Annotated in this window: 20 protein-coding genes and 1 pseudogene; 9 read left to right on the forward strand and 12 right to left on the reverse strand. The window is 26.2% G+C overall.

Going from position 1 to position 21789, the window contains the following annotated elements; translation table 11 throughout:
• Positions 1-39 precede the first annotated feature (39 nt).
• From ffh to H0H55_RS00930, 4 genes are all read right to left on the reverse strand, one after another.
• Complete coding sequence (gene ffh / locus H0H55_RS00915) at positions 40-1389, reverse strand: signal recognition particle protein (RefSeq protein WP_185861428.1); 1350 nt, start codon at positions 1387-1389, stop codon at positions 40-42.
• A 44-nt stretch (positions 1390-1433) separates the two neighbouring features.
• On the reverse strand, positions 1434-3203 hold the full coding sequence (gene argS, locus H0H55_RS00920) for an arginine--tRNA ligase (RefSeq protein WP_185861429.1): 1770 nt from the start codon (positions 3201-3203) through the stop codon (positions 1434-1436).
• A 21-nt stretch (positions 3204-3224) separates the two neighbouring features.
• Positions 3225-4286 carry a branched-chain amino acid aminotransferase gene (locus H0H55_RS00925; protein ID WP_185861430.1) on the reverse strand — a complete coding sequence of 354 codons (1062 nt, stop codon included), beginning with the start codon at positions 4284-4286 and terminating at the stop codon, positions 3225-3227.
• Between the two features lie 79 nt (positions 4287-4365).
• Complete coding sequence (locus H0H55_RS00930; protein ID WP_185861431.1) at positions 4366-6795, reverse strand: alpha-ketoacid dehydrogenase subunit alpha/beta; 2430 nt, start codon at positions 6793-6795, stop codon at positions 4366-4368.
• Positions 6796-6891: 96 nt separating this feature from the next.
• Here H0H55_RS00930 and ndk point away from each other — a divergent pair, with 96 nt between their 5' ends.
• The 3 genes from ndk (at position 6892) to H0H55_RS00945 (ending at position 8809) form a co-directional block, all read left to right on the forward strand.
• Positions 6892-7332, forward strand: a complete 441-nt coding sequence (ndk, locus tag H0H55_RS00935) for a nucleoside-diphosphate kinase (RefSeq protein WP_185861432.1) — start codon at positions 6892-6894, stop codon at positions 7330-7332.
• A 21-nt stretch (positions 7333-7353) separates the two neighbouring features.
• Positions 7354-7956, forward strand: a complete 603-nt coding sequence (locus H0H55_RS00940) for a LemA family protein (protein WP_185861433.1) — start codon at positions 7354-7356, stop codon at positions 7954-7956.
• Positions 7957-8071: 115 nt separating this feature from the next.
• The gene (locus H0H55_RS00945; RefSeq protein WP_185861434.1) at positions 8072-8809 is read left to right on the forward strand and encodes a TPM domain-containing protein; all 738 of its coding nucleotides are present in this window, start codon (positions 8072-8074) and stop codon (positions 8807-8809) included.
• Between the two features lie 2 nt (positions 8810-8811).
• Here the strand turns inward: H0H55_RS00945 and H0H55_RS00950 are convergent, their stop codons facing one another.
• Positions 8812-11460, reverse strand: a complete 2649-nt coding sequence (locus H0H55_RS00950) for a valine--tRNA ligase (protein WP_185861435.1) — start codon at positions 11458-11460, stop codon at positions 8812-8814.
• A gap of 33 nt (positions 11461-11493) precedes the next feature.
• Between H0H55_RS00950 and H0H55_RS00955 the strand changes: the two genes are divergently transcribed.
• Positions 11494-11982, forward strand: coding sequence for a dihydrofolate reductase (locus H0H55_RS00955; RefSeq protein ID WP_185861436.1), 489 nt, complete (start codon positions 11494-11496; stop codon positions 11980-11982).
• On the opposite strand, the gene H0H55_RS00960 is transcribed toward H0H55_RS00955, so the two are convergent.
• Entirely contained in the window at positions 11983-12633 is a 651-nt protein-coding gene (locus tag H0H55_RS00960) for a bifunctional nuclease family protein (protein WP_185861437.1), read from the reverse strand.
• Positions 12634-12783: 150 nt separating this feature from the next.
• Between H0H55_RS00960 and H0H55_RS00965 the strand changes: the two genes are divergently transcribed.
• Together H0H55_RS00965 and H0H55_RS00970 are read left to right on the forward strand one after the other, a co-directional pair.
• Positions 12784-13398: a hypothetical protein gene (locus H0H55_RS00965; RefSeq protein WP_185861438.1), complete on the forward strand. Its 615-nt coding sequence runs from the start codon at positions 12784-12786 to the stop codon at positions 13396-13398.
• Positions 13399-13491: 93 nt separating this feature from the next.
• Positions 13492-14475 (forward strand): pyruvate dehydrogenase complex E1 component subunit beta, encoded by a 984-nt coding sequence (locus tag H0H55_RS00970; RefSeq protein WP_185861439.1) that lies wholly within the window; start codon positions 13492-13494, stop codon positions 14473-14475.
• Between the two features lie 11 nt (positions 14476-14486).
• Here the strand turns inward: H0H55_RS00970 and metF are convergent, their stop codons facing one another.
• Together metF and serS are read right to left on the reverse strand one after the other, a co-directional pair.
• Positions 14487-15449, reverse strand: a complete 963-nt coding sequence (gene metF, locus H0H55_RS00975) for a methylenetetrahydrofolate reductase [NAD(P)H] (protein WP_185861440.1) — start codon at positions 15447-15449, stop codon at positions 14487-14489.
• A gap of 11 nt (positions 15450-15460) precedes the next feature.
• On the reverse strand, positions 15461-16729 hold the full coding sequence (gene serS, locus H0H55_RS00980; RefSeq protein WP_185861441.1) for a serine--tRNA ligase: 1269 nt from the start codon (positions 16727-16729) through the stop codon (positions 15461-15463).
• Positions 16730-16819: 90 nt separating this feature from the next.
• On the opposite strand from serS, the gene rsmA reads away from it, so the two are divergent.
• The 3 genes and pseudogenes from rsmA (at position 16820) to H0H55_RS00995 (ending at position 19084) form a co-directional block, all read left to right on the forward strand.
• Positions 16820-17608: a 16S rRNA (adenine(1518)-N(6)/adenine(1519)-N(6))-dimethyltransferase RsmA gene (rsmA, locus tag H0H55_RS00985; protein ID WP_185861442.1), complete on the forward strand. Its 789-nt coding sequence runs from the start codon at positions 16820-16822 to the stop codon at positions 17606-17608.
• Positions 17605-18477: a bifunctional 5,10-methylenetetrahydrofolate dehydrogenase/5,10-methenyltetrahydrofolate cyclohydrolase gene (locus H0H55_RS00990; protein WP_185861443.1), complete on the forward strand. Its 873-nt coding sequence runs from the start codon at positions 17605-17607 to the stop codon at positions 18475-18477. The genes rsmA and H0H55_RS00990 overlap by 4 nt, the downstream gene beginning before the upstream one ends.
• Positions 18474-19084: pseudogene (locus tag H0H55_RS00995) on the forward strand (7-carboxy-7-deazaguanine synthase QueE). Before H0H55_RS00990 ends, H0H55_RS00995 begins: the two are co-directional and overlap by 4 nt.
• 1 nt (position 19085) lies before the next feature.
• Here the strand turns inward: H0H55_RS00995 and hisIE are convergent.
• Genes hisIE through hisH form a run of 4 tightly spaced genes read right to left on the reverse strand, consistent with a single transcriptional unit; the run spans position 19086 to position 21781 of the window.
• Positions 19086-19670, reverse strand: a complete 585-nt coding sequence (hisIE, locus tag H0H55_RS01000) for a bifunctional phosphoribosyl-AMP cyclohydrolase/phosphoribosyl-ATP diphosphatase HisIE (protein ID WP_185861444.1) — start codon at positions 19668-19670, stop codon at positions 19086-19088.
• A 14-nt stretch (positions 19671-19684) separates the two neighbouring features.
• On the reverse strand, positions 19685-20440 hold the full coding sequence (gene hisF / locus H0H55_RS01005) for an imidazole glycerol phosphate synthase subunit HisF (protein WP_185861445.1): 756 nt from the start codon (positions 20438-20440) through the stop codon (positions 19685-19687).
• Positions 20434-21180, reverse strand: a complete 747-nt coding sequence (hisA, locus tag H0H55_RS01010; RefSeq protein ID WP_185861559.1) for a 1-(5-phosphoribosyl)-5-[(5-phosphoribosylamino)methylideneamino]imidazole-4-carboxamide isomerase — start codon at positions 21178-21180, stop codon at positions 20434-20436. The genes hisF and hisA overlap by 7 nt, the downstream gene beginning before the upstream one ends.
• Before the next feature lie 10 nt (positions 21181-21190).
• Positions 21191-21781, reverse strand: coding sequence for an imidazole glycerol phosphate synthase subunit HisH (hisH, locus tag H0H55_RS01015; RefSeq protein WP_185861446.1), 591 nt, complete (start codon positions 21779-21781; stop codon positions 21191-21193).
• Positions 21782-21789 lie beyond the last annotated feature (8 nt).

Here is a 21789-nt window from a genome sequence, read left to right on the forward strand (position 1 = left end):
ATTAAAAATATTTTCAATAAAAGAAAATTTTAATTAAAATCATACATTCCTTTCTTTATTAATCATTTGATATATAAAATCTTTTACAATTTTTTTTCCTGAATGAGCATGAATTTTTTTCATAATTTGACTCATGTCATGAAATTGCTTCAAAAAAATATCTATATCATTCAATTTTATACCAGATCCTTTAGATATTCTTTGTCTTCTTCTTATATCCGAAAGGATTTTCGGATGATTTCTTTCATAAGGAGTCATAGAATGAATAATTGCTTCTACTTTTTTGAAAGAATTTGTTTGATTTCCAGAAAAAGAAAAATATCTATCGATTCCGGGAATCATTGAAATCAGATTTTTTATATTTCCTATTTTTTTAATTTGTTGAATTTGTTCTAATAAATCACTAAAACCAAAACGATTTTTTGAAATTTTTTTATAAATTTTTTGAGTTCTTTTTTCATCAAATTTATCTTGTACTTTTTCAACTAAAGAAACTATATCACCCATACCTAATATTCTATTAGCTATTCTATCTGGATGAAAAACTTCCAAATCTTCTATTTTTTCACCATTACTAATAAATTTTATAGGTTTTTTCACTACACTAGATATGGTTATAGCAACGCCCCCTCTACTATCTCCATCTAATTTCGTTATTACAATACCATCAAAGTTTAACACTTTTGAAAAAGATTGAGCCGTATTTATAGCATCTTGTCCTGTCATCGTATCTACAACAAATAAAATTTCATCTGGGTTAGAATATTGATTTATTTTTTTGATTTCTTCCATCATGATCGCATCTATTGCTAACCTTCCAGCTGTATCAATGATAATTACGTTTTTCTTTTTTTTAGAAGCATAAATAATAGATTGAGACACAATCTCAATAACGTTTTTACATTCTTTTAAAGAAAAAACAGGAATGTTTATTTTTTCAGCTATCAATTTCAGTTGATCTATAGCTGCAGGACGATGAATATCTGCAGCAACTAATAAAGGAAATTTGTTTTTTTTTCTTAGAAAGAAAGCAAGTTTAGAGGAAAAAGAAGTTTTTCCGCTTCCTTGTAATCCACAAATTAAAATAATAGTAGGATCTTTAGAAAGATTCATTTCTCCACTTTTTTCTCCCATTATTGAAACTAATTCGTCATATACTATTTTAATAATTAATTGTCTTGGATTTAAGGAAGTTAATACTTTTTTTCCAAGTGACTTCTTTTGAACTCTTTGAATAAAATTTTTAACTATTTTATAATTAACGTCTGCATCAATAAGTGATTTTGCGATTTCTTTTAAAGAAGATGCAATATTAACTTCTGTAATTGTATTATGTCCCTTCAAAATATGAAGAGCTTGAGATAATTTATTTTGTAAACGTTCAAACATAAAGTATACATTTTATTTACTAATATATTACTTATTACTACTTACTACATACGATCAAGCATTTTAATGCCTAATAAATTCATTCCAGATTTTAAAACATTTCCTGTGATATGGATAATATTCATACAAATGTTGCTATGAATCATGTTTAAGGGATCTATTAATTTCTTATTTTGATAAAGATGATTAAAAGTTTTAGATACTTCATAAATATAATTTGCTATTAAAGAAGGATTTAAATGCATTGCTGCTTTTTTTAAAACAAATGGATATTTTTGAAGAATTTTGATCATGTTTTTTTCATGTATGTCAAATTTTATATTTGACCAATAATAATTAATTAATGAACAAAAATTGAAAAACTTTCGTTCTAAAGAACGAAGTCTTGAATAAGTATATTGAATATATGTTCCTGTTTTTCCTTTAAAATCTATAGATTTTTCAGGATGAAAAATTATTTTTTTTCTCGGGTCTATTTTAAGAAAATAATATTTCAAAGCTCCTAATCCTATTATTTCAGCATCTTGATCTTCTTTTCTATCTTGATATTCAGATTCATGAAATTTTTTTAAAAAATTCTTTTTTGCAATAGAAGACATTTTTAAAATTAAACTATCTGCATCTATAATATTTCCTTCCCTTGATTTCATTTTTCCACTTGGCAAATATACCATTTCATAAGATAAATGGGATAATTTATTGACCCATATATATCCTAAACGTTTTAATACATTAAAAAGAACTTGAAAATGATAATCTTGTTCTTTTCCTACGATATAAATAATTTGATCTACATTGTATTTTTTGAAACGTTCCACAGCCGTTCCAATATCTTGAGTTATGTATACAGAGGTTTGATCAGATCGTAATAAAAGTTTTTGATCAAAACCTTCCTTTATTAAATCGATCCAAATCGATCCATCTTTTTTTTGGAAAAAAATACCTTTCTTAAGACCTTTTTTCACAATTTTTTTTCCAATATCATAAACATCACTCTCGTATTCTGTTTGATCAAAAGTAATTTCCAATTTTTTATAAGTCTCTTTAAACCCTTTATAAACCCATTGATTCATTTCTTTCCAAGTTTCTCTAATAACAGGATCTCCTAATTCCCATTTTTTCAAAATTTCTCTAGCCTCATTCATAATTGTATTTTGAATGGGTCTTTGACTGTTACAAGACTCTTCTTGAATTTCTTTACGATAAATTTTATCAAATAAACTATAATATTTTCCTACAAAATGATCTCCTTTCATTTTAACATTATCAGGCGTTTTTCCTTTTCCAAATCTCTTCCAAGCTATCATAGATTTACATATATGTATTCCTCTATCATTAATAATTTGAGTTTTGATTATTTCATGCCCAACCGTTTTTAATATTTCAGCTATAGATGATCCAATAAGACTATTTCTAATATGGCCTAAATGAAGAGGTTTATTTGTATTAGGGGAAGAGTATTCTATCATGATTTTTTTAGAATGATGTTTTAAATCATAAAAATTTGTGTTTAACATGTTTTTCAAGAGATAAATATAATAACCATCTTCGAAAATAAAGTTTAAAAATCCTTTAACAACAGAAAAATGAATCAGTTCTTTTAACTTATTTTGAACATAATTTCCTATATTGATTCCTATTTCATCAACAGACTTTTTTAATTTTTTTGATAAAGGAAATAAAATTAAAGTAATATCTCCTGGATATTCCTTTTTAGTATATTGAAAATCTAATTCAGTAGAATCATATAATTTATATAAAACAAACACAGATTCTTTTACTATTTTTTCTATGGATTGAAAATGATCATTCATAAACGATATCAAATGATTTTTTTACAAATCTCTTTTTAATAAAACTCTCCATCCAAAAGGATCTTCAGATCGATTGTGTTGTATATCCAATAATTTTTTCTTTAAATAAAAAGATATTCTTTTTTTCTCTGCAATATTTGGTAATAAAAAATTATTTCCTTTATAACTAATTGTTTGAAAATCATTAACAACAACAGCGGTCCCACAACCAAAAGCTTCTTTTAATTCACCGGTATGAAATCCTTTGATAATTTCTGAAACGTTTAAACTTCGTTCTTCAACGAAAAAGCCTTCTTTTTTAGCTAAAGAAAGAATACTTTTACAAGTAATTCCACTTAATATGTTATCATTGGCTTTTGGGGTTATAAGTTTATTATTTAAATAGAAAAAAACATTCATAGTTCCGGATTCTTCAATCATTGTGTGAGTAGAAGAATCTGTCCACAATATTTGATCAAATCCTTCTTCATGAGCAAGTCTAGTAGGATAAAAAGAAGAAGCATAATTACCAGCAGCTTTAGTAAATCCAACACCTCCTGATGCAGAACGACTATATTTTTCCTCTATTTTAATTTTTAAAGGATGTTTATAATAAGTATCTGCGGGAGTAGATATAATCATAAACATGTAATCCTTAGAAGGCTTAGCAGACAAAACTCCATCAGTTGCAATTAGAAAAGGACGAATATATAGAGATTGTCCATAATTTTTTGGAATCCAATCCCTGTCTAAATCTATTAATTTTTTTAATCCATTTAAAAAAATATTTTTTGGAATATTTGGCATTTCTAAACGGGTAGCAGATCTATTGATTCTTTTTAAATTTTCTTCCGGACGAAATAAAAAAACATTTTCATTCTCATCTTTATAAGCTTTCATACCTTCAAAAACAGCTTGTCCATAATGGAATACTAAAGATATAGGGGAAAACATTATATTTCCAAAAGGTTTTATAATAGAATTTTTCCATTCTCCATTCTTGAATTCAGAACAAAACATATGATCAGAATACTGATTTCCAAAAACAATATTGTTAAAATCCATTTCTTCAATCCTAGAACGTAAAGTTTTTTCTATTTTCATAAAATTAAAAAACATTAATCGAAATCAAACAAAACAAGACACTACAATACAAAACAAATATAATAAATAATAAAATTTATTAACTATCATGCATTATTTCTAATACTTTTTCTACAATATTTTCCACAGAAGGCTTGGAAAAATAATCTCCATCTGATCCATAGGGAGGACGATGTTCTTTAGCTGTGATCGTAACAGGTGGACTATCTAAATAATAATATCCATTTTGTTCTTCTAATATTTTTTGTAAAATATAAGCGGAAGCTCCTCCTGGAACATCTTCATCTATGATCAATAATCTATTAGTTTTTTGTAAACTTTTTACAATATCTTTTTGTAAATCAAATGGAATTAACGATTGAATATCAATAACTTCAGAATTTATATTCATCTTATATAATTCTTCTGCTGCTTCGCTAACAATTCTCCAAGTAGAACCGTAAGTGACCATAGTAATATCTTTTCCTTTTCTTGTTTTTTCTACTACTCCAATAGGAGTTCTAAATAAACCTAAATTATTTGGTAATTTTTCTTTAATTCTATATCCATTAAGACATTCGACGACTAAAGCAGGATCATCTCCAGATAATAAAGTATTATAAAATCCAGCCGCTTTAACCATATTTCTGGGAACGAGAACTAAAATTCCTCTCAAATAATTAATCATTCCACCCATTGGAGACCCAGAATGCCATATTCCTTCTAAACGATGTCCTCTAGTTCTAATAATAACAGGAGCTTTTTGTCCTCCTTTTGTTCGATATTGCAAACAAGCTAAATCATCACTCATAATTTGTAGGGCATATAAAATATAATCTATGTATTGAATTTCGACTATAGGACGAAGCCCTCGCATTGCAAGACCTATTCCTTGACCAATAATGGTAGACTCACGTATTCCTGTATCACAAACACGAATTTTTCCATATTTTTTTTGCAATCCTTCCAAACCTTGATTCACATCTCCTATTTTTCCGACATCTTCTCCAAATATTAAAAGATCAGGATGTATTTCTAATAATTTATCAAAATTTTCTCTTAATACAATCCTACCATCTACTTCAAGATTAGTATATATAGGAAAAACTTCTGTTTTCTTCATAGATGCTTTTTCAGAAATGCTATACAAATGTGAAGAATAATTTTCTTGTTCTTCATGGTATTTTTTTCTAATCCACTTTATCAAAGAATCTTTTTGATCAGACTTCACTTCTTTTAAAAAATATAATATTTTTCTAGCAATGCGAAAGATTGATTTTTTTGTAGGATAATTTTTAGTTGTATTATGTAATTCTTGAATATATTTTTGAATCCATTTTTTTTCTTTATAAGTATTTTGTATTTTATATAAGATGCTTGCTACTTCATTTTTAATTTTAATAATAGGTTTTTGAAACGCTTTCCAAGCTTTTTCTTTTTCATTTTCAACATATTTTTTAGCTTCTCCATCTATTTGATCTAAAAAACTAACATTAGCTATTTTACAACAATCTTTTTCATTGATTCGAAAATTAAGAATCCAATCTCGAAATTTTTTTATTCCATCATTATTCACTTCCCATTCTAAACGTTCTTTAGACTTGTATCTTTCATGTGAAGAAGAAGTAGAATGTCCTTGAGGTTGAGTTAAATTTGTTACATGTATGACAACGGGAACATGTTCATAACGAGCAATTTTATCTGCTGTAACATATGTTTTCGTAAGATCTATGTAATTCGATCCATTTACACGAATAATTTCTATTCCTTTTTCTTTTTTATTCCTATGAAAACCAGATAAAAGATCACTAATATTTTTTTTTGAAAATTGATATTTATTCGGAACAGATATTCCATATTCATCATCCCAAATAGAAAGGATTATTGGTATTTGTAATACTGAAGCAGCATTTAATGTTTCCCAAAATAATCCTTCAGAAATCCCAGCATTCCCAATAGTTCCAAATGCTACTTCATTTCCATTATGAGAAAATATTTTATGAGTTTCCTTTAAATTTTTTAATTTTTTATAAACTTTAGAAGCTTGAGCTAGGCCTAATAATTTAGGCATTTGAGCCGCAGTAGAGGAAATATCAGCACTGGAATTTTTTTTTTTAATAAGATTTTTCCAATTTCCATCCTCATTTAAAAAACGTGTACCAAAATGAGCGGTCATCATTCTTCCAGATGAAACAGGTTCTGCCTCCAAATCTGAGTGTGCATATAATTGCGAAAAAAAATTTTTTACAGTTAAAACTCCAATGGCCATCATAAACGTTTGATCACGATAATATCCAGATCGATAATCTCCATTTTGAAAAACTTTTGCCATAGCTAACTGAGGAATTTCTTTCCCATCTCCAAATATTCCAAATTTAGCTCTTCCATTTAAAACTTCTCTACGCCCTAATATGCTAGTTTCACGACTAATTCTTGCTAATTTATAATCATTTAAAACCATTTTTCTAAATGAATCAAAATCAAAAAAGTTTTCCTCCTCATCACTCAATTTTTTATTATTTTTTTTCATAAAACTATATATTTTTATAATGAAAATACAGCAATTTTCATTTATGAATTTCTTTATTTAATTTTAAGTATTTTTAAGTTTAAAAAAATAGAAACTATGATTGATCACATGTTTGGAAAAATCACTCTTTCTATTATCAAACCAGATGCTGTAAAAAAAGGATATGTTGTTCCTATTTTATCTCAAATAGTTCAATCCGGTTTTCACATTTTAGCGATAAAAATGACAGAATTATCTAAACAATCTGCTAAAAAATTTTATTCAGAACATAAAAAAAAATCATTTTTTGAATCTTTAATAACATTTATGTCTTCTGGACCAATTGTGTCTATAATATTAGAAAAAGAAAATGCTGTAAAAGATTTTAGAATTTTAATAGGAGACACTAATCCAATCCACGCAAAAAAAGGAACTATACGAAATTTATATGCCTCCTCTTTAGAAAAAAATGCTATACATGGATCTGACAGTAATCAGAATGCTTTTAAAGAATGTTTTTTTTACTTTTCTAACAGAGAAATTTTTTTAAAATCATAAAAATAAAATTTTTTTTTTACCATGAAACAAAATTTTCTTATAGCTATTTTTTCCATATTAGTTTTAATATTAATAATTGTATTGTGGATATCTAATACATACAATCAATTAGTCAAATTAAATGAAAATATTAAAACCCAATGGGGACAAGTAGAAAATGTTTATCAACGTAGAATTGATTTAATTCCAAATTTAGTCAATACAGTAAAAGGATCTGCTAATTTCGAAAAAAATACACTAAAACAAATCGTAGAAGCTCGAGCAAAAGCAACTTCTTTTTCTATAAACAGAAATGATTTAAATCAAGATCAAGTAAATAAATTTCAAAAAGTACAAGATCACTTAAATAATTCTGTCAGTCGATTACTATTAATTGTGGAAAATTATCCTAATATTCAATCAACTAAAAATTTTTTTGAATTACAAAATCAGTTAGAAGGAACAGAAAATCGTATTAATGTGGAAAGAAATCGTTTTAATGATAAAGTGAACAGTTTCAATACTTATAGAAACCAATTTCCAAAAATTATAATTGCGAACTTTTTTTCTCAATTTCAAGAAAAAGGATATTTTCAATCTCAAGTAGGATCAAAAAAATCTCCTATTATAGATTTTTCTAATTAAGTTGATTTTAGATGAAAAATGGTTATTTCGTTTATGGAATATCGGATATGGAATATCAGATTCGGATATATCTAGATCATATTATGAATTGAAATAAAATCAATTCAAAAAAATCATGAAAAAAATTGTTCGATCTATTTTAATTTTTTTAGTTTTTTTTTGTACAAATTTAGTACAAGGACAGTTTGATATACCTGAAGCTCCAAAAAGAATATATCCTGTACAGGATTATGCAGGAGTTTTATCAAGAAAACAAATAGAAAAATTAAATCAAAAACTTATTACATATTGTAAAATTACATCAACAGAGATTTTGGTAATTATCATTAATAATCTTAACGGAGAAGATCCAAATTTATTAGCATCTCGATGGGGAGAAAAATGGAAAATTGGAAAATTTTATAAAAATAATGGCATAATTATATTATTATCCATTTATGATAGAAAAATATCTATCCAAAACGGATATGGAATAGAACCTTACATGACCGATATTTTAACTATGAAGATTATAAAAAAAATCAAACCTATATTAAAAAATAATCTTTATTATCAAGCTATAAATTATGGAACTCAAGAAATATTTCAAATTCTGAAAAATAAATTTCAAAAAAAACAGAGTAAGAGTAATCAAATATTTTCCACATGGAATTTATTAATTAGCATTTTTTTGATTATATTCTTTTGTTTTTTAACAAAAAACACTTCATTATTAAATACATTACTTTTCACGAATATCTTATTCAGAAATTCAAATTTTGATAAAGACCATGATGATAACCATGATGATAACTTTGATGGATTTGGAGGAGGAGGAAATTTCGGAGGAGGAGGAGGTAGCAGCAGTTGGTAATTTTATTTTTTTAAAAAATCCAAGTATTCCTTAAGTTTTTTTATTTTATTTAATGTATCATTTTCTTTTTTTTTCTCTTTCAAAAGCAAACTTTTTGTAACAGAAGTTACATATTTATTATTACATAAATTTTTTCTAATAACGGATAATAAGTTATAAAAATATTGAATTTGATTTTCAATTTTAACAATATCATCCCTATAATTTTTAGAATATTTTTCATGATTTAAGGATAGAAAAAACTGATCTGTATCTAAAAAAAAAGAAAAAAAAGACACAGATTCCGGTTTCTTTAAAACCGGAATGATTTTATCTAAATTAGCTAATTTTAATATAATGGAATCATATTTTTCTTCTTTTTTTCTCATAGAAAATAAAATAAGACTTTTTTTATGAGAAATATGATTTTGATTTCTAATATTGCGTATTTTAGATATTATTTCAGTAGCTCTTTCGAAAGAAACTAAAATATCATAATCATAATTTTTTTTTTCAGGCCAATAAGAACTCATTAAAGTTTCTTGACGTGATCTTTTTTTAATAAGATTCCAAATTTCTTCTGAAATGAAAGGCATATATGGATGTAATAATTTTAATATATTCTCAAAAAAATTAATCGTATTTAAATATACGATTTCTGGTACACATTTATTACCATAAATTGGTTTGATAATTTCAAGAAAATAAGAACAAAAATCAGACCAAATAAATTTATATAAAATCATTAATGATTCATCTAATTTATACTCTTTAAAAAATTTTTCAAAAGTCTCCAAAACATAATAAAAACGATTCTCAAACCATTTTATAGCAAGTAAAGAATAATCAGGAACATTCTGATTATTTCTTAGTATTTTCCAACTTTTAATTAAACGAAAAGCATTCCATATTTTATTAGAGAAATTTCTTCCTTGTAAACATATTTTTTCTTCAAAATGAAAATCTTTTCCTGCACTACTTTTTAACATAAGTCCCATACGAACAGCATCAGCTCCATATTGATGAATCAAATTTATAGGATTTGGAGAATTATTTAACGATTTTGATATTTTATGATTTTTATCATCTCTAACAATTCCAGTAAAATATACTCTTTTAAAGGGTTTTTGATTTTTAAATAAAAAACCGGATATAATCATACGTGCAATCCAAAAAAATAATATATCTGAACCTGTCACTATTTCTTCAGTGGGATAATAATAACAAATTTCATGATTATGAGGATGATGAATTCCATCAAAGACAGATAAAGGTAATAACCAAGACGAAAACCAAGTATCTAAAACATCTGGATCTTGCCACATTTCATTATAATTTAAATATGGATTTTTACTTTTACTTCTTGCTTTTTCTAATGCTTTTTCTAAATTTTCTGCTACAACAAAATCATTAATTTTTTTTCCATAATAATAAGCAGGAATCCGATGTCCCCACCATAATTGTCTAGATATATTCCAATCACGGATTTCTTTCATCCATTTAAAATAAGTTTTACCAAATTTTTTTGGGTAAAATCTAATATCTCCATTTTTTACAGCTTTTATAGCAGAAATAGACATTTTCTTCATTTTTAAAAACCATTGGATGGATAATCTTTGTTCGACTAATGATAAAGTTCGTTCTGAAAAACCTACTTTATGATTATATTTTTCTATATTTTTTAAAACTTTTAACTTATTAAGTTCTTCTATAATTTTTTCTCTTACTTTCAAACGATCCATTCCTTCATAGTGAAGACCTTTTTCATTTAAAGTTGCATCTTCATTGAAAATGTCAATTACATCTAAATCATGTCTATCTGCTATATTTTTATCATTTCTATCATGAGCCGGAGTAATTTTTAAACACCCAGTTCCAAAATTTGGATCTACGTATGAATCTTGTATAATTGGAATATATCTATTAATTATTGGAATTCTAGCATATTGTCCTATCAAATGAGAATAACGGACATCATTTGGATGAAAACAAATGGCTGTATCCCCAAATATGGTTTCAGGACGAGTTGTTGCTACAGTTACATAATTTTCTTCTCCTTTTATTTTATATTTTAAATAATATAATTTTCCAATATGTTCTTTATAAATTACTTCTTCATCAGAAAGAGTAGTTTTAGCTTCTGGATCCCAATTAATAACATGATAACCTCTATATATGTATCCCTGATTATATAAATCAATGAAAACTTTCGTAACAGATTGAGATAATTTTGAACTCATTGTAAATTGAGTTCTATTCCAATCACATGAACAACCTAATTTCTTTATCTGATCAAAAATAATATTTTGATGACTTTTAGACCATTTCATGACATAATACAAAAACTTTTCTCTTCCTAAAGAAATTTTTGATAATCCTCTTTTTTTTAATTTATGAACAACTTTTGCCTCCGTAGCAATGGATGCATGATCCGTTCCAGGAATCCAACAAGTATTATATCCTCTCATTCTCGCATACCGAATCAATACATCTTGTATTGTATTATTTAATATGTGTCCTATATGAAGAACTCCAGTAACATTTGGAGGAGGCATAATTATAGTATAAGGAATTCTATCATCTGGGTAAGATGAAAAATGATTTCCTTTCATCCAATAATGATATATTTTTTTTTCTACGGATTTTGGATCGTATTTAATTGGAATCTCCATAAATTTAAAAATATAAAAAAAATTGAAATAATCATGAAAATAGTTTTGATTGCTGCTGTTTCCATAAATGGATTTATAGGAAAAAACAATCAATTAATGTGGCATTTACCTAATGATTTAAAACGTTTTAAAAATTTAACTACAGGAGAATCAGTTCTGATGGGAAGAAAAACATTCGAATCCATTGGAAAAATACTTCCGAAAAGGAAAAATATTATATTAACAAAAAATAAAAAGAATTTTCAATTCAAAAATAAAATAAATGTTCAAATTGTTTCCTCTATCAAACAAATAGAAAATTTAAAAAATTTATTTGTTATAGGAGGAGAAAAAACATATGCATACACAATTGAAAAAGCACATTCTATAGAACTCACTCTAATTCATAAAAAATTTTATGGAGATGCTAAATTTCCAAAAATAGATCCAAAAAAATGGAAAAAAATACATGAATTGATTTATGAAAAAGATAAAAATCATTTATTTAATTACAGTTTTATTAGATTTGAAAAAAATAAATAATTATTCTCTTCTATCCAATTCTTTTTTGATTCGTGCTGCAAGTTCATAACATTCGTTAACTACTGCATGATTTAACAAAGCATTCAAATCTTTTTCTGTCATATTTTCTAAATCTTGTTGACTTTTTTCTTTTGAAAAAAAAAGACTACTATTTTTCATTTCTGCTTCAGAAACATCATTTTCTTTATCAATAGGAAATCCATTCTCAAAATAAATACCAGCTTTATCAAAAATTTCCTTTGTCGTATAAATAGGAGCTTGAAAACGTACGGCTAAAGCAACAGCATCTGATGTTTTTGAATCTATTTTATATTCTTTTTTCTTAATTTCTTTTCTTTCTTCTTCTGTTTCTATAAAATCCCCCTCCAACAATATATAAGAAAAAAATATTCCATTGACCAATTTATATATCACCACGGCTTTGAATCTAATATGAAATACTTTTGCAATGGAAAGAAATAAATCATGTGTAAAAGATCTTGATGGATCCCTTTTCCCTAAAGCATAAGCAATAGACTGAGCTTGCAAACTCTCTATAATAATCGGAAGTTTGATTCTTCCAGATTCTTCCTCGAGCAACAAAACATATATACCAGATTGTATTTGACTTAAGGATATTCCCCTTATAGCTAATCTAATGAATTGATCCATAATAACATATAAATTATACAAATCTAATTACCGTTCCCAAATATCCTAAATAAAGGATATTTTATCATTCACAATCAATATAATAAAATTATTATTATTATGTAATAATTTTTTTTATATATTTAATAATAATATTAAAAATTTTTTATTATGAATACTTCTTTGAGATTTTTGATTCCAACGATTTTAATTGCGTTGGGATTTATTCTATCTTGTAATGATGGAATAACATCTGCAGATGAAGAAGAACCTGGCGTGAAAAAAAATACTTCTGTAGGTGTTCCTGATTCTCCTAACGGTATAGCTTCAACCCCTAATCCTACTCCAAAAGAACCTGAACCAGAACCAGAGCCCCCTTACAACATAGATGATATTGATCCAGAAGAATTATCCAAACAAATAAAAGAAGTAGGAGAAAAAGTAAAAGAATTAGAACAAGAAAATACAAAACATTATGATGAATATCATGAAATGGTGAAAATTCAAAAACAAATTCTGGAAGAGATCAAAAGAAGAAAGATGATAATGAGATTTAAACCTGTAGGGACAGAAGAACAAAAAAAAGCTCAAAAAGATTTTGAAGATGAAAAAAAATATGGAAAAGAAAAATTAAAAATACTTAAAGAAAAAAACATTCTTTTACATAAAATATCAAAATCACTAGCAAAAGCTAGAGAAGAACAAATGGATTTACAAAAAAAACAAGAATACTTTTTAAAAAAACAAAAAGAGAAAAAAGAAAAAGAAAATAAAAAACAAAATTAAATTAGTTACCCGATTAACGGAAAAGAAAGATTTTTCTTTCTTTTCCGTTATTTTTTATATTATATATTATGAAAAATTGATACCTCATATGTTATGAAAAAAAAGAGTTTTCGTGAAGTTATAGCAGAAGCTATGAGTGAAGAAATGAGAAGAGATCATACTGTGTATTTGATGGGAGAAGAAGTCGCCCAATATAATGGGGCTTATAAAGCTTCTAAGGGAATGTTAGAAGAATTTGGACCAAAAAGAATTATTGATACTCCTATATCGGAATTAGGTTTTTCTGGAATAGGTGTAGGATCTGCTATGAATGGATGTAGACCTATTATTGAGTTCATGACTTTTAATTTTTCCTTAGTTGCGATGGATCAAATTATTAATAATGCAGCAAAAATACGTTATATGAGTGGAGGACAATGGAATATTCCCATTGTTTTTAGAGGGCCCACAGGTTCTGCAGGACAATTAGGCGCTACACATTCTCAATCTTTTGAAAGTTGGTATGCTAGTTGTCCTGGATTAAAAGTGGTTATTCCATGTAATCCTTATGATGCAAAAGGTCTTTTAAAATCTTCAATAAGAGATAATAATCCAGTAATTTTTATGGAATCTGAACAAATGTACGGAGATCAGATGATGATTCCAGATGAAGAATATCTCATACCCATTGGAAAAGCAGATGTAAAAAAAAAAGGAACTGATATCAGTTTAGTATCTTTTGGAAAGATTATGAAAATAGCTTTAAATGTCGCATATAAGTTGGATAAAGAAAATATTAGTGTGGAAGTAATAGATATTAGAACCATACGTCCATTGGACTATGAGTCTATTGTTTTTTCTGTCCAGAAAACCAATCGTTTAGTAATTTTGGAAGAATCATGGCCTTTCTCATCTATTGCTTCTGAGATTTCATATTTTATACAAAAAAAAGCATTTGATTATCTTGATGCTCCTATTCATAGAATAACTTTATTAGATACTCCTGCACCTTATGCTTCTAATTTGATAAAAAATTGGTTTCCTGATGAAAAAAAAATAATCAACGCTATAAAAAAAACCCTTTATTTAAATGTTTAAATATTGATGCATCAATAAATTGCTTGAACTATTTTATAAATATTTTCTGGTCTATCCATTGTATAATAATGAATAACTTTTACTCCAGAATTCTTTAATTCTTTAGATTGATGAATAGCCCATTCAATTCCAATATGAGATACATTTTTTTTATCTTTCGTTTTTTCTATTTCTTTTACTAATTCATTAGGAATATTTAAATAAAAACGAGATGGAAGAATATTTAATTGCTTTTTAGAAGAAATAGGCTTGATTCCAGGTATAATAGGAACAGAAATCCCTTCCGATCTACATTTTTTTACAAAAGAAAAGAATTTTTTGTTGTCAAAAAACATTTGAGTCACAATATAATTAGCTCCTGCTTCTATTTTTTTTTTTAAAAAAAATAAATCGCTCTCTATATTTGGAGCTTCTAAATGTTTTTCTGGATATCCTGCTACTCCAATACAAAAATCAAATAATGGAGCTTCTTTTTTTTCCACAAAAGTTTTATCGAGATATTTTCCTATATTCAAATCTTGAACTTGTTTCACTAGTTCTAGGGCATATTTGTGTCCATCTTTTTGCGCAAAAAAATTTCTTTCATATTTCATAGGATCTCCTCTAAGAACCAAAACGTTGTCTATCCCTAAAAAATTGAGATCGATTAAAGCATTTTCTGTCATTTGTTTATTAAAACCTCCACAAATTAAATGAGGAACTGCATCTATTCCATATTTATTCATAATAGCAGCACAAATACCTACGGTACCTGGCCGTCTCGAAATTTTCCTTCTCTGTAAAAGGCCATTATCTTTTTCTACATAAATAAATTCTTCACGATGATAAGTCACATCAATAAAAGGAGGACGAAACTCCATTAATGGATCTAAAGTAGAAAAAATATCTTTAATATCACGTCCTCTTAAAGGAGGTAAGATCTCAAAAGAAAATAAACTTTTCTTTGATTTAGCTATATGCTCAGTGACTTTCATAAAAAATTATTTTACTTAATATGATCAAATTCTGTGTAAGGAATTAAAACTTTAGGAATATTAATTTGATTTTCAGTCTGATTATTTTCTAACAAAGCTGCCATTATTCGTGGCAAAGCTAAAGCACTACCATTAAGAGTATGACATAATTCTATTTTACCTGCAACTGTTTTATATCTAAGACGTAATCTATTAGATTGAAAATTAGTACAATTTGATACAGAACTCACTTCTAACCATTTTTTTTGTGCCATAGAATAAACTTCCAAATCATAAGTTATAGCAGAAGAAAAGCCAAGATCTGGCCCATTCAAACAAATGATACGAAAAGGTAAGTTTAATGATTGTAAAATATTTTTTACATGTAAAACCATTTCTTTTAATGAAGAAAAAGAAGAATATGGTGTAGTTATTTGAATAATTTCTACTTTTTCAAATTGGTGTAATCTATTTAATCCTCTAACTTTTGATCCATAAGATCCTGCTTCTCTTCTAAAACAAGAAGTATAAGTAGTCGCTTTTATAGGAAGATCTATGTATGTTAATATTCTGTCTCTATAACAGTTCATGATAGGAATTTCTCCAGTAGGAATTAAATAAAAGTTATCTTTTTCTATAAAATACATTTGGTTTTCTTTATCTGGAACTTGTCCCGTAGCATATCCAGACTTCTCATTAACAAGATAAGGTAAACTGTATTCTTTATATGAAGCTTGTATGTTTCGATCTAGAAAATATTGAATTAAACTTCTTTGTAATTTAGCTCCTTTTCCCATATAAACTAAAAAACCTGATCCAGATATTTTTGTTCCCAAATTTGAATCAAATAAACAAAATTTTTTTGATAATTCCCAATGAGGCAAAGGATTGACAACAGAAGAATGAATGTCTCCTTCCTGAAGGATAACATCTTTTTTTATAGAATTCTTTTTTACTTTTTCATCAGGTATATTAGGAATTTGATTTAATTTTTTTTCTAAATCTTTTGAAATTTTTTTTAATTGAACAGAAATATTTATTTTTTTTTCTTCTAAGGAAGAAGATTTTTCCTTCAAATATTTGATTTGATGATCATCATTATTTAAACTTAAAATTTGACCTATTTTTTTTGATATCAAATTTTCTTTTTCCAATATTTTGTTTAAAATATTTTGAATTATTTTTTTTTTTTCGTCTAAAATTAATATTTCATTGACAAGATGTAATTTTGTAAAATTACGTTTTTCTAATCCCAATAAAACTTTTTCTTTGTTCTTTCGTATAAAAGAGATTTTAAGCATATCATGTGAAAAACTAAATGTTTGATGCAACTCGTTTTGTAAGATACAAATAATATATTATTTTCACTATATTTGCATGGTGTAATGTACATGCATAAATTTTATTTTAAAAAAAAATTTGATCAATATTTTTTAAAAGATCATAATATAGCCAAAAAAATTGTAAACTATCTTTCTTTCGAAGGTTACAATACAGTAGTGGAAGTTGGGCCTGGATTAGGAATCCTAACTAAATATTTGTTAAAGTTAAATAATAAAACCGATTCATGCAATCATATCTTTCTAATAGAAATCGATGAGAAATTAATTTGCTTTTTAAGAAAAATTTTTCCAAGTTATAGAGATAAAATTATTCATAGAGATTTTTTAAAATGGAATCCTGAAGAAATTCATTTACAAAATTTTGCAGTGATTGGTAATTTTCCTTACAAAATTTCTTCTCAAATATTATTTCATATATTAAAATATAATCAATATATACCAGAATGCATTGGCATGTTTCAAAAAGAAGTTGCAAAACGAATTACATCTCGAAAAGGAAAAAAAACTTATGGAATTTTATCAGTTTTAGTTCAAACATTTTATAATGTAAAATATCTTTTTACTGTAAAAAAAAAGGTCTTTTTCCCCACTCCAAATGTACAATCTGGAGTAATCTCCTTAAAAAGGAAAAATGAAATGATTCACTGTAACAAAAATATGTTATTTCAATGCGTTAAAATTGCTTTTAATCAAAGAAGAAAAAAATTGAGAAATTCTCTACAACTATTTAACTATATTCAAAATTTTCACGAAATACCTTTTTTAAACAAAAGAGCAGAAGAATTATCTGTAAATGAATTTCTTCAATTAACAAAAGAAATAGAAATTAGGAAATGACTACTCAATTATTAGATGGGAATCTATTAGCTATAGAAATAAGAAACGAAATATCCAATATCATAGAGGAAAAAATAGTAAATAAAAATAAACGTATTCCTCATCTTGGAATTATTTTAACAGGAAATAATAGTTCTAGCATAACATATGTCAATAATAAAATTAAAGAATGCAAAAAAATCGGAATCAAGTATTCTTTGGTCCATTTGCCTATAAATAGTTTAGAAGAAGAATTATTGGTAGAAATAAATAAAATGAATCAAAATCCATGTATTGATGGTTTTATTGTCCAACTTCCTCTAGAAAAACACATAAATCAAGATAAAATTATCTTATCTATCAACCCTAAAAAAGATGTGGATGGATTTCATCCTGAAAATTTTGGTAAAATGACTTTTGGAATAGAAACTTTTTTTCCTGCTACAGCATTAGGAATATTGACGATTTTAGATAAATACAAAATTCAAATATCAGGTAAATATACTGTGATAATTGGGAGAAGTAGAATAGTGGGAAGACCAATAAGCATACTCATGAGTAGAAAAAATAATCTTGGAAATAGTACGGTAACACTTACTCATAGTAAAACTAAAAATATAGAATATTACACAAAACAAGCTGATATTATAATAGTAGCTGTAGGAATTCCAAAATTCCTTAAAGGAAAAATGATCAAAAAAGGAGCTGTTATTATAGATGTTGGTATACATAATCATGATAAAAAAATATTAGGAGATGTAGATTTTTATAGTGTTTATGGAAAAGCCTCTTATTTAACTCCAGTTCCAGGAGGAATAGGACCTATGACCCGTGTTATGTTATTAAAAAATACTTTATTTGCAGCATTAAATAATAGAATAGATAAATGAAAAAAATCAGTTATCCTGTAAAAGAATTGTTTTATTCTATTCAAGGAGAAGGACATTATTGTGGAATAGCTGCATATTTTATTCGTTTTGAAGGATGTAATATAAAATGTGATTGGTGTGATACTAAAGAAAGTTGGAATATAAAAAAACAGGATTTTATTACAATTGATAAAATTATTGAAAATGTTAATAATTATAAAGTCAAAACTGTTATAATCACTGGAGGTGAACCTATGATGTGGAATTTACATCCTTTAATTGAAAAATTAAAAAAAAAAGGATATTATATTCATATTGAAACTTCAGGATCTTATCCTATCAAAGAAAAATATGTAGACTGGATTACAATTTCTCCTAAAAAAAAAAACTTCCTTTACAAGAAAATTATAAAAAAATTAATGAATTAAAAATTATTATTGAAAATGAAAATGATTTTTTATTTGCTGAAGAACAAGCTACTTATATTCAATCTACTAATTGTTTCTTATTTTTACAACCTGAATGGACTAATATTTTCAGAATAATTCCAAAAATCATTTCTTATATTAAAGAAAATCCTAAATGGAGAATATCTTTTCAAATTCATAAAATGTTAAATATTCCTTAGATTAAGAATTTGAATGCCTATTTTCCAGAATATTAATTACGTCTTGTATTTTGAATCCCTTTTTTTTCAAAAGAATAAGATAATGAAAAAGTAAGTCTGCAGATTCATTTAAAAATAAATTTTTATTATCATCTTTAGATTCAATAATAAGTTCTACTGCTTCTTCTCCTAATTTTTGAGAGATTCTATTAATTCCTTTTTTCGATAATTGATATATATAAGAATTTTCTTGTTTTTTTTTTATTTTATTTGATATTATATTTTCCAAATGAAATAAAAAATTATTATGATTTATTTCATTCCAACACGTATCTGATCCTTTATGACAAATAGGACCTGCTGGTTCTGCTTTAATTAATAATGTATCTTGATCACAATCAATTAATATTTTTTTAATAAAAAGGTAATTTTTACTAATTTCTCCTTTAGTCCATAATCTTTTTTTCGATCTACTATAAAAAGTTACTTTTTTTTCATCAATGCTTTTTTGATAAGCTTCTTGATTCATATAGCCTAACATTAATACCTTATCTGTTTTTGAATCCTGAACAATCACGGGGATCAAATTTTTTTTAAAATCTATCATATTACATTTATATTTTATACCCTAACAGGTATGTGAAGACGATTTAAATAATATTTTAATTTTGAAATTTTTATTTCTCTATAGTGAAATATACTGGCAGCTAAAGCTGCATCAGCTTTTCCTTTTTTAAATATATGATAAAAATCTTCTAATTTACCAGCTCCACCTGAAGCAATAACCGGAGTGGAAATATTTTCAGATATTTTTCTAGTGATATCCAATGCGAATCCATTTTTTGTTCCGTCATGATTCATTGAAGTTAATAATATTTCTCCAGCTCCTCTATTTATTCCTTCCTTAGCCCAATCTAAGGTTTTAGTATCAGTCGATATTCTTCCTCCATTTAAATATACCCACCATTCATCTTCTTCATATTTTGTATCAATAGCCAATACGATACATTGACTTCCAAATCTTCTAGAAAGTATTTCTAAAAGATCTGGATTTTTAAAAGCAGCTGTATTTATAGAAATTTTATCTGCTCCCGCATTTAACAAATCTTCAACATCTTTTTCTTCCTGAATTCCTCCACCAACTGTAAAAGGAATATTAATATGACGTGAAATATCTTTTACTAAGTCAATTAATGTTTTACGTCTTTCATTTGTTGCTGTAATATCCAGAAATATTAATTCATCTGCTCCTTGCTTGGTATACCAAAATCCCAATTCTACTGGATCTCCAGCATCTTTTAAATGTTTAAAATTTACTCCCTTTACTGTCCTTCCGTTTTTTATATCTAAACAAGGAATGATCCGTTTAACTAACATATTTGATTGTTATTATTTCTCTTTTTTGTCCAATTTTTAAGATGTGATAATGATATTTTATTTTCATATATAGCTTTTCCAACAATAACTCCACTACAACCTAATTCAAATAATTGATCTATATCATTTATATTACTAATTCCTCCACTTGCTATCAATTTAATATTTGGAAATTTTTCAATAATTTTCTTATATAAAAAAAAAGAAGGACCTGATAAAACTCCATCTTTAGATATATCTGTACAAAAAATTTTTTGAATTCCATGATTGCTTTTTTCTTCTAAAAAATCAAAAAGTGGAAAATCAATAAATTTAGTCCATCCATTGGTCGCTATTTTATTATTTTTCACATCTACTCCTAATAAAATTTTGTCTCCCCCATAAATATCAATCCATTTTTTTAAAAGAAAAGGTTTTTTCACAGCAATGCTACCGACAGTTGCCATATGACCTCCATTTTCAAATACAAGACGGATATCCTCTTCAGAATGAAGACCTCCTCCAAAATCTATAATTAAATGTGTGTGTTTCGCTATTTTTTCCAATATTTTCCAATGAACAACTTTTCCTTTTTTCGCTCCGTCCAAATCAACTAAATGAAGTCTAGATATTCCATGATCTTCCAATAAAAAAGCAACCTCTAATGGATCTTTATTGTAAATTTTTTTTCTTTTAAAATCACCTTGTATTAATCGAACACATTTTCCATCAATTAAATCTATAGCTACTATAATATCCATTTTCATAAATTTATAATCGAATAAAATTTTCCAATATTTTATGTCCTACATAAGAAGATTTTTCAGGATGAAATTGGACTGCATAAAAATTATTTTTTTGTAAGGCCGCACTATAATTTAGTATATATTCTGTTTTTGCTATGGTATATTTTCCTAAAGGAACATAATAACTATGAACAAAATATTGATAACTACCATTTGGTACATTTTCAAATAAAGGACCTTTCAACTTATTAATTGTATTCCAACCTATTTGAGGAATCTTATCATTCTTATCACAAGATTGAAATTTTTTTACTAATAAATCAAAAACTCCCAAACATGTAGTATTGCTTTCTTCTGAATGTTTACAAAGTAGTTGCATACCTAAACAGATACCCAATATAGGTTGTTTTAATTCTGATAAAAGTAAATTCAATTTTTTTTCTTTTAAATATTTCATTGCAAAATTAGCTTCTCCAACCCCAGGTAAAATAATTTTTTCTGCATTTTGAATGGATTCTTTAGAATCTGTAACTGTAGCTTGTACTCCTATCCTTTCTAAAGAAAAAAGAACTGATTGAACATTTCCTGCAGGATATTTTATGATAATCGTTTTCATATTCATTA

The organism is Blattabacterium cuenoti (genome assembly GCF_014251795.1).
In the GTDB taxonomy this organism is placed as follows: domain Bacteria; phylum Bacteroidota; class Bacteroidia; order Flavobacteriales; family Blattabacteriaceae; genus Blattabacterium; species Blattabacterium cuenoti_AB.